Annotated in this window: 12 protein-coding genes; 5 read left to right on the top strand and 7 right to left on the bottom strand. The window is 69.2% G+C overall.

Annotated elements, in window-relative coordinates:
- Positions 1-280: 280 nt before the first annotated feature.
- Positions 281-544, bottom strand: a complete 264-nt coding sequence (locus AO398_RS01490) for a hypothetical protein (RefSeq protein ID WP_058190237.1) — start codon at positions 542-544, stop codon at positions 281-283.
- A gap of 95 nt (positions 545-639) precedes the next feature.
- Positions 640-1443 (bottom strand): cold shock domain-containing protein, encoded by an 804-nt coding sequence (locus tag AO398_RS29655; protein ID WP_058190235.1) that lies wholly within the window; start codon positions 1441-1443, stop codon positions 640-642.
- Positions 1444-1756: 313 nt separating this feature from the next.
- Between AO398_RS29655 and AO398_RS01480 the strand changes: the two genes are divergently transcribed.
- From AO398_RS01480 to AO398_RS01465, 4 genes are all read left to right on the top strand, one after another.
- Positions 1757-2230 carry a response regulator gene (locus AO398_RS01480; protein WP_058190232.1) on the top strand — a complete coding sequence of 158 codons (474 nt, stop codon included), beginning with the start codon at positions 1757-1759 and terminating at the stop codon, positions 2228-2230.
- Positions 2231-2340: 110 nt separating this feature from the next.
- Complete coding sequence (locus AO398_RS01475; RefSeq protein WP_058190575.1) at positions 2341-3423, top strand: Ppx/GppA phosphatase family protein; 1083 nt, start codon at positions 2341-2343, stop codon at positions 3421-3423.
- Between the two features lie 10 nt (positions 3424-3433).
- Positions 3434-4165, top strand: a complete 732-nt coding sequence (locus tag AO398_RS01470) for an RlmE family RNA methyltransferase (RefSeq protein WP_058190230.1) — start codon at positions 3434-3436, stop codon at positions 4163-4165.
- 10 nt (positions 4166-4175) lie between these two features.
- Entirely contained in the window at positions 4176-4931 is a 756-nt protein-coding gene (locus AO398_RS01465; RefSeq protein ID WP_058190228.1) for a hypothetical protein, read from the top strand.
- An 83-nt stretch (positions 4932-5014) separates the two neighbouring features.
- Here AO398_RS01465 and AO398_RS01460 read toward each other — a convergent pair whose 3' ends face one another.
- The 5 genes from AO398_RS01460 to AO398_RS01440 all read right to left on the bottom strand — a co-directional run bounded on the left by AO398_RS01460 (position 5015) and on the right by AO398_RS01440 (position 12588).
- Positions 5015-6169 carry a DUF4167 domain-containing protein gene (locus tag AO398_RS01460; protein WP_058190226.1) on the bottom strand — a complete coding sequence of 385 codons (1155 nt, stop codon included), beginning with the start codon at positions 6167-6169 and terminating at the stop codon, positions 5015-5017.
- A gap of 420 nt (positions 6170-6589) precedes the next feature.
- Positions 6590-7483 carry a peptide chain release factor N(5)-glutamine methyltransferase gene (gene prmC / locus AO398_RS01455; protein ID WP_058190224.1) on the bottom strand — a complete coding sequence of 298 codons (894 nt, stop codon included), beginning with the start codon at positions 7481-7483 and terminating at the stop codon, positions 6590-6592.
- An 8-nt stretch (positions 7484-7491) separates the two neighbouring features.
- Positions 7492-8577: a peptide chain release factor 1 gene (gene prfA / locus AO398_RS01450; RefSeq protein WP_058190222.1), complete on the bottom strand. Its 1086-nt coding sequence runs from the start codon at positions 8575-8577 to the stop codon at positions 7492-7494.
- Between the two features lie 209 nt (positions 8578-8786).
- Positions 8787-11048 (bottom strand): phosphoenolpyruvate--protein phosphotransferase, encoded by a 2262-nt coding sequence (gene ptsP / locus AO398_RS01445; protein WP_058190220.1) that lies wholly within the window; start codon positions 11046-11048, stop codon positions 8787-8789.
- 304 nt (positions 11049-11352) lie between these two features.
- Positions 11353-12588, bottom strand: coding sequence for an aspartate kinase (locus AO398_RS01440; protein ID WP_058190218.1), 1236 nt, complete (start codon positions 12586-12588; stop codon positions 11353-11355).
- A 263-nt stretch (positions 12589-12851) separates the two neighbouring features.
- On the opposite strand from AO398_RS01440, the gene ubiG reads away from it, so the two are divergent.
- A complete protein-coding gene (ubiG, locus tag AO398_RS01435; RefSeq protein ID WP_058190574.1) occupies positions 12852-13613 on the top strand; it encodes a bifunctional 2-polyprenyl-6-hydroxyphenol methylase/3-demethylubiquinol 3-O-methyltransferase UbiG in 762 nt (253 codons plus the stop codon).
- Positions 13614-13621: the final 8 nt, after the last annotated feature.

Genomic DNA, 13621 nt, shown 5'->3' with positions numbered 1-13621 from the left:
CCATCGGCGAACGCTCGTATCAGTCTTCGCCCCACCCCGAGGCGGCGACGCGCGGCGCCACTCGGAAGGAAGGCTCCCGGGATCACGGCAACGACAAGAGCGCTCCTTGGAGGCCTGGCGGTCCGCGATCACCGGACACCTCGAGACGTGGCGGTGGGTGAGCGTTACCGCGGTCGGCGCCGAGCTCGGCTCAGCGGACACGTTTCGAGATGTCGTCGTGCCGCCATAGCCCGAGCCATCAGGGAATTGCTCGGCTGTTCGCTGGTGGAAACCCGGTGGGTCAGCGGCCCGCCGCAGGCGTCCCTCGGCTCGATCGCTGCAGCCCGGCGGCCGCATCACGCGCACTCGGCGGCAGATCGGGACCGGTACCGGGGCCGGCGGCCCCGGCGCCGGGTTCCGTGACGGGGATTCCAACGGACCGGTCCCGCTCCTTGCCCAAGGCGTAGCCGGCGTTCACGCCCGCATAGAAGCCGCTGAAATCCTCCGCTCGAACGGGAACGCTCGCGAGGACGAGCAGGATCGTCGGCATCAGGAGGTAACGCATGGCAGTCCCGGAACACGAAAGGCGGCGACCCCGCTCGGGACCGCCGCCTTTCAGCATTCTCACGGATCGCGGCAGCAAGACGGCCGCGGGGCCGATCAATCTTCGACGTTGATGCTCGAAGCCTCGCGGCCCTTCTGGCCCTCGACGACGCCGAGGGTGACCTGCTGACCTTCGGCCAGCGATTCGAGGCCGGCGCGGGACAGAGCCGAACGGTGAACGAAGACGTCCTTGCCGCCATCGTTGACCGAGACGAAGCCGAAGCCCTTGGCGGGATCGTACCACTTCACGGTACCGCTCATCTCGACCGAGGGGCCGGAGGCCGCACGGCCACCGCCGCCAGCACCGGCACCATAACCGCCGCCACCGCCGCCGCCGTAACCGCCGCCGCCGCCAGCACCATAGCCGCCGCCGCCGCCGCCGAAGCGATCGGCGCCGAAGCCGCCGGTGCGCGGGCGCATCTCGCGCCGGGGCGCAGGCGCCTCGGCCGTGGAGGTATCGACGCTGGTGACGCTGGTGACCTGCGGACCCTTCTGACCCTGCGCTGTGGTGACCGTCAGCCGGGTCCCCGGCATCAGGTCGTCGTGGCCGGCAGCCTCGACGGCGCGGATGTGGAGGAAGGCATCGCCCGAACCGTCGCCGAGTTCGACGAAGCCGAAGCCCTTCTCCTTGTTGAACCACTTGACCGTCGCATCACGCTCCGGTCCGGTTGCGACCGGTGCCGCACCGCCACGGGCCGGGCCACGGTCGAAACCGCCACCGCCGAAACCGCCGCCGCCGCCACCACCGAAACCACCACCGCCGTATCCGCCGCTGGGGGGAGCCTGATCAGGCCATCTCGGCTCGCCACTCTCGTCGAAGCCGCGCTTCTGCGGCCCCCTGAAATCACGACCACGTCCCATCGAAAGCTCGCAAAAACCGTCCGCCGCCCTGGTCTCGAATACCGCGTGCGCGCCATCCCAGACAGCCCACGCCCCGCACTATCATTACCCCCGGTCGCGGTAACCAAGAATAACGCCCCAGTCCTGACGCAATCGGGCCTTGACCGCAAGGACCTTCTTGGCCAAGACGCGCCCGTTTCGTTACTTTCTTGCTGCAAACAACATAGATTGACGACGCCGGCCGACCGGGCGTTCGCTTTGCGGACAAGGGCGTTAGCGAAACGCAAAGGCTGTTCGGCTAACCTCGCGGTGCGCCCCGCAACGGCACACGGCCATGATCGCGACTCCGTCTTTCCCCGATCTCTCGGCCCTGGTGGTCGACGAGAGCCTCTATATCCGGCGAATCGTGCGCGACATGCTCATGCGGGTCGGCATCAAGCGCGTGCTCGAGGCGCCGGACGGCGCCGAGGCCCTGGGTGTGCTGGCGGAGAGCAAGCCTGACATCAGCATCATCGACTGGGATCTGTCGATCCTGTCGGGGGAAGAGTTCATCCGGCTCGCGCGCACGCCGGCGACCTCCCCCTGCCCCACCATCCCGATCATCCTGATGCTTGCCCAGCCGCGTCGGAACGTGGTCGACCGGGCGGTGGCGCTCGGGGTCAACGAGATCATCGCCAAGCCGTTCTCGCCCAAGACCCTGTGGTCGCGCCTCGACGAGGTGATCAACCGCCCCCGCCCCTATTCCCAAGTGAAGAGCCTGCTGCGGCCGATCCCGCGCCGGACCAGCGCGATGAAGGCCGTCGCCTGAGTACGGTCTCGATCCGACATTGCAGTTCCCGACCGACCCTGTAGGGTCTTTCATCACGAATGGCCGAGCGCAACGCTCCCGGCCGACCCGAAGGACCGACGGCCGCGCCGATGAGGGACGAGACCGCTGCGGCCGCGCCGTCCCGCATTTCGCCCGGCGCTGCGCCGCTCAAGACGCCGGCCCCGCTACCGGGCCGTGATCGCCGGCGCGTCGCCTACGCGGCGCTGGACCTCGGCACCAACAATTGCCGCCTGCTGATCGCCGAGCCGACCTTCAGCGGCTTCCGGGTGATCGACGCCTTCTCGCGCATCGTCCGGCTCGGCGAGGGGCTGGGCACCTCGGACCGGCTCAACGAGGCCGCGATCGAGCGTACCGTCGAGGCCCTGCGCATTTGCCGGACCAAGATGCAGAGCCGAGGCGTGCGGCGGGCCAAGGTGATCGCCACGGAGGCTTGCCGTCTGGCTGTGAACGGCGCGGCCTTCGTCGACCGCGTCCGGCGGGGCGTCGGCCTGGATCTCGAGATCGTCGACCGCCAGACCGAAGCCTATCTCGCGGTGACCGGCTGCGCAGCCCTCGCCGATCCCGAGGCCGAGTCGGTCGTGATCTTCGATATCGGGGGCGGCTCGACCGAGATCGCCTGGCTCGACGGAGAGGCCGCCAACCCGTCCACCGACCCGACCTTGCGGATCCGCGCCTGGGATTCCCTGCCGGTGGGCGTTGTCACCCTGGCCGAGCGCCATGGCGGTGCCGAGGTGACCCGGCGGATGTTCGAGGGCATGGTCGAAGAGGTGGCCGAGAAGCTGTCCGCCTTCGCGCTTCGGGCAGCGGCGGCTGCCACGGCCCCGCATTTCCACCTGCTCGGCACCTCCGGCACCGTGACGACGATCGCCGCCATGCATCTGCGCCTGGCGCGCTACGAGCGGCGGCGGGTCGATGGCCTGTGGATGAGCGACGACGAGGTCTCGACCGCCATCGACGATCTGCTCGACACCCGCCTTGAACAGCGGGCCGACAATCCCTGCATCGGCCGAGACCGGGCGGATCTGGTGCTGGCGGGATGCGCGATCCTGGAAGCGATCCGGCGGGCTTTCCCGTCGGAACGCCTGCGCATCGCCGACCGAGGCCTGCGCGAAGGACTGTTGATGAACATGATGCGGGAGGACGGCGTCTGGAATCGGAAGGCCGTCCGATGAGGACCCTACGATGAGCGACCGGCGCGGCGGCGCGGGCTCCACCGGGGGCGTGCGCGGCGAACTCAAGCAACGGGTGAAGACCGGGCGCGGCCGGACCCTGTCGCAGAAGCGCTGGCTGGAGCGCCAGCTCAACGATCCCTACGTCGCCCGGGCCAAGCGTGAGGGCTATCGCTCGCGCGCGGCCTACAAGCTGATCGAGATCGACGAGCGCTACAAGCTGCTGAAGCCCGGCCAGCGGGTGGTCGATCTTGGCGCCGCCCCCGGCGGCTGGTCGCAGGTCGCCGCGCGGATCGTGGGCGCCACCGGCCGCGTCGTCGGAATCGACCTCCTGGAGATCGAGCCGATGGCGGGGGTCGAATTCATCACCCTCGACTTCCTCGATCCCGAGGCGCCGGCCAAGCTCACCGCGATGCTCGGCGGACCGGCCGATATCGTTCTGTCCGACATGGCCGCCAATGCCACCGGCCACAAGAAGACCGATCATCTGCGGATCATCGGGCTGGCGGAGACCGCGGCCGAATTCGCCCGCGAGATCCTGGGCCCCGGCGGCGCCTATCTCGCCAAGGTCCTGCAGGGCGGCACCGAGAACGCCCTGTTGGCCGACCTGAAGCGGGATTTCACCGCCGTGCGCCACGTGAAGCCCGCGGCGAGCCGGTCCGATTCGAGCGAGCTCTACGTGCTGGCCACGGGCTATCGCAGCGCGGCGGCCCGGGCCGCGGCAGCGGCGGAGGACGAGGCTTAAGCCGCGACCGATGCTGGTCGCGTGGGCGCTGTCGCTGGTCAATCCCGCGCCCCGGCGCCTACGCCGACTTGGCTATGTCCGCCAGAGCGGCCTGCTCCATGCCCGCTCGCGTCGCTGCTGCGCGGCCTGGGCGCCGCACCTGATGCGCGCCCGCGGCGCGATCATCGCCGCCGCCGAAGCGACCTCCGAGCGAGGGTCGGCCGTGGTGCTGGGTTCCGGGCTCCTCGACGACGTGCCGCTCGACGCGCTCGCCGACCTGTTCGACCGGGTGCACTTGGTGGATGCGGTGCACCCCTGGCCGGCGCGGCTGGCCGCCCGGCGACACAGCGACGTCGGGCTCATGACCGCGGAGATCAGCGCCGGGCTGACGGATCCCGACCTCCGGGAGATCTGCGCGGGAGCCGATCTGATCGTCTCGGCCAATCTCCTGTCGCAACTGCCGATCGTGCCGATCGAAGCCTATGAGGCCCGGGGCCGCGAGGCGCCCCCGCGGCTCGGCACACAGCTCGTCGAGACCCATCTCGCCGCCCTCGACCGGCTGGCCGCCGGGACCGGGCGAGTCTGCCTGATCACCGATACGGTGCAGCGCGAGGAGGACCGCGCCGGCCGGGTGACGAACACCCTCGATCTGATGTTCGGCGTGACACTTCCCAAGCCGGCCGAAGCCTGGGACTGGGAACTCGCGCCCTTCGGAGAGATCGACCGACGCCGTCGGCTGATCCACCGGGTCCACGCCTATCCGGACTGGCGGGCCGCCCGGGCCTGATCCGATTGCGCAGTGCTGGGGGCCAGCAAAAAGCCGCCCCGGTTTCCCAGGACGGCTTGTTCCGACGGCTTCGACGTATCGACTTACTCGGTCGGTGCGTCCTCGGTGGGTGCCCGCGCCTCGCCCTCTTCCGGAGCGATACCCTCAAAGCGCGGCCGGCGACGGCGACGCGGCTTCACCGGTGCCTCCTCGACGGGGGCCTCGGGCGCCGGTGCGGCCGCTGGCTGCTCAACAGGCGTCGTTGCGGCGACCGGACGGGGCGGCGTCATCAGGAAGGCCGGCAGGCTGGCCGGATCCTCGGCGGTGACCGGCGTCGGGGCTGCTTCCCGGCGGCGCTCACGACGGGGCGCGGGCTCGGCCTGGCGCGGCGCCTCGCTGCGGGGCGCAGCCTCACTCCGGGGCTCGGACCGACGCGGCTGGCGCTCGTCCGAGCGAGCCTCCCGCTGGCTGTCCGGCCGGTTTTCCTGCCGGACGTCCTGCCGGTTCTCCTGCCGGTTCTCCTGCTGCCGGGTCTCCGGCCGTGCGGCGTCGGAACGGCCGGATTCGTAGCGGTTCTGGTCGCCGCGAGCGTCCTGACGAGCGTCCTGACGGTCCTGGCGATAATCCTGCCGGCCGTAATCCTGGCGCGCGTCTTGACGGTTCTCTTGTCGGTTGTCCTGGCGATCCTGCCGGTAGTCCGGGCGCTGATAATCCTGTCGCTGCGTGTCCTGCCGCTGCGTGTCCTGGCGCTGGTAGTCCTGCCGGGGCTGGTCCTGGCGCCGGTAGTCCGGGCGCCCGTTATTGTCGAACCGGCGCTGGTCGCGGTTCTGGAACCGGTCGCGGCCCTGCTGGCGGCCGTCCTGGTTCGACTCCTGGCGCATCTCGTAGGGCTGCGGCTGCTGGCCCGGATCGTTTTCGTCGTAGCCGTTATAGGCGTGGCCGTTCTGACCCGAGCCGTTGCCCTGACCCTCGTCGTCCCCCTCGTCCATGTCGTCCTCGTAGGAACGACTGGCATAGCCGCCGGTATTAGCCGGGCGGTTCTGCTCCTGGGCGCCAGAAACGATCCGGAAGTAGTGTTCACCGTGCTGGAAATAGTTTTCCGCCGCCACCGGATCGCCGGCCGCCTGCGCGTCCCGGGCAAGCTGCGCGTACTTGTCAGCGATATGCTGCGCGGTGCCGCGGATTTTGACGTCGGGGCCGTTGGATTCGTACGAACGCGTCAGCGGATTCGGACCTTTGGGCCGGTTGCGGCCGCGCATCCGTCGATTCTGGTTTGGTCTCATCGGTCTTCAGTGACCCTCGTTCACGCAAACGACAGTTCTTCGGGGCGTCCGGCGTCGATCTTCAGACGCGCTCCGGCTAAATGCACCCGGTAAAGCCGCGCATTCGACCGCTCCGCGGTCCGCGCAACTGCCTGACCATCCCTCGCACCGCGCGCCCGGGCCAGACGCCAGAAACCAGTCGATTGTCAGGTTCGAGTGCTGTCGAACCGCCGCGCGATCAAACGCGCGCTCCAGTCCAACGGTACGGGGGATCAGCGAACCAAGCGGCGACCAGAGATCGTCACCGACCTTACAATCGTCCGTCTTAACGAACCGTTCGCGATCTTCAAGCGGACTCTAGCGTTCCCAAGGAGATGCAACAAGCATTTTCTCAACGCACCGATCGTCGGTCCAGACTTAGGCATCCGTGTGACCGGATGAAAGGCTGAAGATCAGCACACGGTCATGGCCAGCCAGATCCCGTTTGAGGCCGCGATCCGTGAAGCCGGCGGTGCGTGCCAGATCGCGAACAGAGTCCGCCTGGTCGTAGCCGATCTCGAACAGGAGCCGCCCCCCCGGCGCGAGAAGGGCGTTCGCCCGCACACCCTCCAGGATCCGCCGATAGGCAGTGAGGCCGTCCGGGCCGCCGGCGAGGGCCGCACGCGGGTCATGCGCGCGCACATCCCGGTCGAGGTCCTGAATCAGATCATCCGCGATGTAGGGCGGGTTCGAGACGACGAGATCGAACCCGGCCCGGAGGGCGTCGCACCAATCTCCCGCCATGAAGGCCGCCCGGCGATCGACCGCGTTCGCCATCGCGTTCTGTTGCGCCATGTGCAGGGCGCCCGGTGAACGGTCGACCCCGATCCCGAGAGCGTGGGGAAGCTCGCTCAGGAGCGCTACCAGGATGCAGCCGGAGCCTGTGCCGAGGTCGAGGCAGCGAAGCGGCGCATTCCGGTCCGGCACGGCGGCAAGTGCCGCCTCCACCAAGATCTCCGTGTCCGGGCGCGGCACCAGCGTCTCGGGGGCGAGCCGAAACGGCAGGCCCCAGAACTCCCAGGCGCCGAGAATCCGGGCCACCGGTTCTCCCAAGAGCCGCCGCGCCAGAGCCGCATCAAGGGTCATTGCTGCGTCCACGCTGAGGATTGTGTCCCCGTCCAGCAGGAGGTCGCGGGTTTCAAGGCCGAGGAGGCCCAGCATCAGGAAGCGCGCATCGCCCGTCGCCTCCGCGATGCCGGCGGCGCTCAACCGAGCGGTGCTCCGGCACAGGGCCTCCCGGCGCGACAGGCCCTGGCTGGTCTCCGCCGTCACGGTACGGCTCAGGCCATCCCCTCAGAGGCCAGCAGTTCCGCCTGATGCTCGGTGATCAGAGCGTCGACGACCTCATCCAGCGCCGTGCCGGCCATGACCTCCTCCAGCTTGTAGAGCGTCAGGTTGATGCGGTGGTCGGTCACCCGGCCCTGCGGGAAGTTGTAGGTCCGGATCCGCTCGCTGCGGTCGCCGGACCCGACCTGCGCCCGCCGGTCCGCGGCCCGGGCGGAATCCTTGGCGGTCCGCTCGGCGTCGTAGAGCCGGGCGCGCAGCAGCGACATGGCGCGGGCGCGGTTCTTGTGCTGCGAGCGCTCCTCCTGGACGAACACCACGATGCCGGTGGGCAGGTGGGTGATGCGGATCGCCGACTCGGTCTTGTTGACGTGCTGGCCGCCGGCGCCCTGGGCGCGCATCGTATCGATCTTCAGGTCGGCATCGTTGACCACGATGTCCACCTCCTCGGCCTCCGGCAGCACCGCCACGGTGGCCGCCGAGGTGTGGATGCGCCCCTGCGTCTCGGTGTTGGGCACCCGCTGTACCCGGTGGGCGCCGCTCTCGAACTTGAGGCGCGCGAACACGCCCTTACCCTTCACCTCGGCAACGACCTCGCGGAAGCCGCCGACCGTGCCCTCGCTCTCCGAGATCACCTCGACCCGCCAGCCCTTCGACTCGGCGTATTTCGCATACATCCGGAACAGATCGCCGGCGAACAGGGCCGCCTCGTCGCCACCGGTGCCGGCCCGGACTTCCAGGATCGCGCTCTTTTCGTCGGCTGCGTCCTTGGGCAGCAGCATGAGCTGAAGGGCCCGATGGGTCGCCTCCAGCCGCTCCTGGGCCTCCGGCTTCTCGTCGGCGGCCAGCGCGCGCATCTCGGGGTCGGTCCCCGGCTCGTCGATCATCGCCTCGAGATCGGCGAGGTTCGCGAGCGCCGCTCGATAAGTGCGGATCGCGTCCACCACGGGATCGAGGTCGGACAGCTCCCGGGAGAGCTGGATCACGGTCTCGGATTCACCCTCGCCGGTGGCGAGTTGTGCGGTGACGAATTCATGACGCGCCAGGATGGCGTCGAGGCGCTCGGAGGGAAAGGGGATCATCGCCCGTGTTTCTGCAGGTTTTTGCGCACGACGTTCCGGGCCGGGCGAAGTCTTGTCTCAGGGGTTGGAGCGCGGGATCGGAAGGCCGACGCATGCGGCTCGACAGGTCCCCCACCCCAATTCGATTTCCGCCGAGCGCGGACGCCGCAGCGCATCGAGGCTGTGCCGTACAACCCCGGCCGAACCTTCGGCAAGGGTCGCATCACCGGTTAGATAGGTACGCCGTTGGCATGCGCGAAGGCGGTGAGGGCCGGACGCAGGGAATCGCCGTCGTGCATCCGGGCCATCTCGGTGTCGATCAGCTCGGTGATGGCGCCGGCATCGAGGCTCAGCACCATCGCCTTGACCGGGCCGATGGCGGCCGGCGACATCGACAGGCTGCGGTAGCCCAGCCCGATCAGCGCCATCGCGTCGAGCGGGCGGCCGCCGATCTCACCGCAGACCGTCACCGGGCAGCCGGCGGCGTTAGCCCGCTCTGCGATCAGCCGGAATGCCCGCAGGGCCGCGACGCAGAGCGGATCGAACCGGTCGGCGACCCGGCGGTTCTCCCGGTCGACAGCGAACAGGAACTGCATCAGGTCGTTCGAGCCGACCGAGAGGAAGTCGGCTTCCTTGGCGATCTCGTCGATCTGGAACAGCAGCGAGGGCACTTCGACCATCGCGCCGAGGCGGCATTCGGTCGGCAGCTGGTAGCCGTGGCGGCGCAGATAGGCCTTCTCGCGCTCGACGATGCCCCGGGCGCGGACGAACTCGTCCACGGTCGCGACCATCGGGAACATGATCTTGAGCGGGTCGCCGTCGGCGGCCTTCAACAGCGCGCGGAGCTGCATCCGCAACAATGCCGGCCGGTCGAGGCCGATGCGGATCGCCCGCCAGCCAAGCGCTGGGTTCTCCTCCTCGAGCTTGGCCATGTAGGGCAGGATCTTGTCGCCGCCGATATCGAGGGTCCGCACCGTCACCGGCTTGCCGGCCGAGGCCGCGAACACCTTGCGGTAGAGCTCCTGCTGCTCTGCCGCCGACGGCATGCGCTGGGCGACCATGAACTGCAATTCGGTCCGGAACAGGCCGACGCCCTCGGCGCCGGTCTCGTGCAGGTGGCTGAAATCCACCAGCAGGCCGGCGTTGAGATTCAGGCCGACCCGCACGCCATCCCGGGTCTGGGCCGGGACGTCGCGGAGCGCCCGGTACTGCTCCTGCCGGCGGGCGCGCAGGCGCACCATCTCGGCATAGGCGGCCTCGACCTCGGGGCCCGGCAGGACGTGGATCTCGCCGGCCACGCCATCGACGATGATCGCATCGCCGGCGTCGCACAGGGCCGAGGCGTTCTCGACCTCGCCCACCGCCGGGATGCCGAGGGCTCGCGCCACGATGGCCACGTGGCTGGTGGGCCCGCCCTCCTCCAAAACGATGCCGCGCAACGTCGAGGAATCGTAGTCGAGCAGCGCCGCAGGCCCCATGGTGCGGGCCACCAGGATGGCGTTCTCGGGCAGGACGACGGTGCCGCCCGCCTCGGGTCCGGTCAAGGTGCGCAGCAGCCGGTTGGCGAGGTCGTCGAGATCGTGCAGGCGCTCGCGCAGATACGGGTCCGACTGGCGCATCATCCGGGCGCGGTTGTCCGACTGCACCCGCTCCACCGCGGCCTCTGCGGTCAGGCCCGAGGCCACCGCCTCGCGCATCCGCCGGAGCCAGCCCTTGTCGTGGGCGAACATCCGGACGGTCTCCAGCACCTCGCGCGATTCGGCGGTGCCGATCCGGTCGCCACGCTCGACCAGCGCGTCGATGGCCGAGCGGACCTCCTCGATCGCCGCGTCGAGCCGCGCCACCTCACGCTCGACATTCTCGGCAATCAGCGTCTTCACGACGACGCGGGGCTCGTGCAGCACCACGTGGCCCAGCCCGATCCCGTCCGCCAGGGCGATGCCCCGGGCGACCACCGGTCGGCGGGCGGCGGTGCCGGCATCCGGCGCCAGGCCCTCCAGCTCGCCCGAGGCGATCATCTCCGAGAGCACCATCGCGGTGGTCTGGAGCGCCTCGATCTCCTCCTCGGAATAGACCCGGTAGGTCTTGTTCTGGACGGTCAGCACGCCGAGCGTGTTGCCGGCCCGCAGCAGCGGCACGCCCAGAAAGGCGTGATAGGCCTCTTCACCGGTCTCCGGTCGGTACGAGAACGCCGGGTGGTTCTGCGCGTCGGAAAGGGAGAGCGGCTCGGCGGTGCGGGTGATCAGGCCGACGAGGCCCTCGTCGGCATGCATCCGCGCCCGGTGCACCGCCTCGCGGTTCAGACCTTCCGTCGCGAACAGTTCGAGTGTGTTGTCGTCGCGCAGGACGTAGACCGAGCAGACCTCGGCCACCACGTTGGCGGCGATCAGGACGACGATGCGGTCCAGGCGTGCCTGGGGACTGACCGGCTCCGCCATCGCTTCGCGGAGGCGGCGCAGCAGCAGGCGCGGGCCTCCGGGCGCAGCGGGCATCGGTTCGTCGTTCCAACGTGGCGAGTGGCCTTGGCGTCGACCACCCTGCAACCTTGGCGCCACCATCGAAACGGCGGGCGCCCGATGGACCGCGCCGCATTCCTCCAGAGCACCTCTGGGATCGGCGGACCGGCCCGTGACTGTTCTAGTTCAAGACACCCGATCCACCTTCAAAACCCCACCCGATCGCCCCGCGATCGAACACGATTTCGATCTCTCGTCCAAGCCTAGTTTCAGATCGCCTCCGCCCGCCGAACCGGCATCCATTCGGCGCGGAAACGCTCTAAACTGAGCCCGTGCAGGCTCAGGCCTGATCCAGGCCGTATAGCGAGTGGAGCGTGCGCACGGCAAGCTCCGTATAAGCCGCGTCGATGAGCACGGAGAACTTGATCTCCGAAGTGGTGATTGCGCGGATGTTGATGCCCTTCTCGGCCAGCGCCCGGAACGCCTTGGCGGCAACGCCAGCATGGCTGCGCATGCCGACGCCGATCGCCGAGACCTTCACCACATCGGTGGCACCCTCGATCTGCGCGTAGCCGATCTGCGGGCTGGCCTGATCGAGAATCGCCCGGGTGCGCTCGTATTCGGCGGCCGGAACCGTGAAGGTCATGTCGGTGGTCGACTGGTCGCCCGACACAGTCTGGATGATCATGTCGACGTTGATGTTGGCGTCGGCCAGCGGCCCGAAGATGGCGGCGGCGACGCCCGGGCTGTCCTTCACCCGGCGCAGGGTGATTTGCGCCTCGTCCCGGGAGAACGCGATCCCGGTGATGATCTGCTGTTCCACGATGTCGTCCTCGTCGCAGATGAGGGTGCCAGGGCGCGCGGCGTCCGGCGGATCGAAGGAGGACCGGACCGTTGTCGGCACCCGGTGGACCATGGCGAGTTCCACCGAGCGGACCTGCAGGACCTTGGCGCCGAGCGACGCCATCTCCAGCATTTCCTCGAAGGTCACGCGCTCCATGCGCCGGGCCTTCGTTACGATCCGCGGATCGGTGGTGTAGACCCCGTCCACGTCCGTATAGATGTCGCATCGCTCGGCCTGGATGGCGGCCGCCTCGGCCACCGCCGAGGTATCCGAGCCGCCACGCCCGAGGGTCGTCACGCGGCCGGACTCCGGATGGATGCCCTGGAAGCCGGCGATCACCGCGACCTCGCCCTTGGCGAAGCCGGCCTCGAGATTCTTCGGGTCGATCTCGGCGATACGGGCGGAGCCATGCGCGTCCGAGGTCACAACGGGAATCTGCCAGCCCTGCCAGGAGCGGGCCTTGATGCCGTCCTTCTGCAGGGCGACCGCCAGCAGGCCGGCAGTGACCAGCTCCCCGGAGGCCACGACGGCGTCGTATTCCCGCGGGTCGTAGAGCGGGTTGGCGTCCTTGACCCAGTCGACCAGCTCATTGGTCTTGCCGGACATCGCCGACACGATCACGGCCACCTCGTAGCCGGCCGCGACCTCACGGGCGACGTGGCGGGCCACGTTGCGAATGCGGTCGACGGTGGCGACGGAGGTGCCGCCGAATTTCATCACCAGACGGGGCATGATCGTTCTTCGCGGGTTCCCGGCGCCTGGGAGAGGGACCGCCCTGGCGGGTCCCGGACAGTGCCCGGCGGGTACAAGCGGCTCGGTAAGGTGTCAACAACCGACCGGACATGGCTCCGGCGCCGCGGCGACGGCCTCGGGAGAGCCGTGCTATGGGCGGCGCAGGACCTGACCTGCCGGCCCTCAATCGCGATCGCTCAGCGAGCGCTGCGGTTCCGGGCCATGAACGGACAGGGATGGTGGATCGTCTGGACGGAACGCGCATGGATAGGACAGCCACGAATACCGGTACGGACGGCTTCGTCGATCGCGGCGAGGTCGCGCGGTTCGACGCGCTCGCCGCCACTTGGTGGGACGAGGCCGGGCCGATGCGTGTGCTCCACCGGTTCAACCCGGTCCGGCTGGCCTATATCCGCACCGCTCTGTGCCGGCGCTTCGGCCGGGATCCGCAGGCGCCGTTTCCGCTGGATGGGCTGACCATCTGCGATGTCGGCTGTGGCGGTGGCGTGCTTTCGGAACCCCTGGCCCGGCTCGGTGCCAAGGTCACCGGCCTCGATCCGGCGGAGCAGAACATCGCGGTGGCCCGCGCCCATGCCGAGGCGGCGGGCGTACCGGTCGATTACCGCGGCGAGACCATCGAGGCCATTGTCGCCGCGGGCCAGAGCTTCGACGCCGTGCTGATCATGGAGGTGGTCGAGCACGTCTCGGACATGCCGGCCTTCGTTCGCACCGCCTGCGCGGCCGTGAAGCCCGGCGGCATGCTGTTCGGGGCGACCCTGAACCGGACGATGCGCTCCTTCGCGCTGGCCATTGTCGGCGCCGAGTACGTGCTCGGCTGGCTGCCGCGGGGCACTCACGATTGGGCAAAGTTCGTGACGCCGCAGGAGTTCGCCCGCGCGATCCGGGCGGGCGGCCTCGACGTCACCGATACGATCGGCGTCGCCTACAATCCTCTGACGGATGGCTGGCGCACCGGCCGGGACAAGGCCGTGAACTACATGGTCGCGGCCGAGCGCCGGGGCTGAACCGGAAC

Source organism: Methylobacterium sp. GXS13 (assembly GCF_001455965.1).
Classification (GTDB): domain Bacteria; phylum Pseudomonadota; class Alphaproteobacteria; order Rhizobiales; family Beijerinckiaceae; genus Methylobacterium.
The sequence above is the reverse complement of the archived record's forward strand: the minus strand, read 5'-3'. Positions and strand labels throughout refer to the sequence as shown.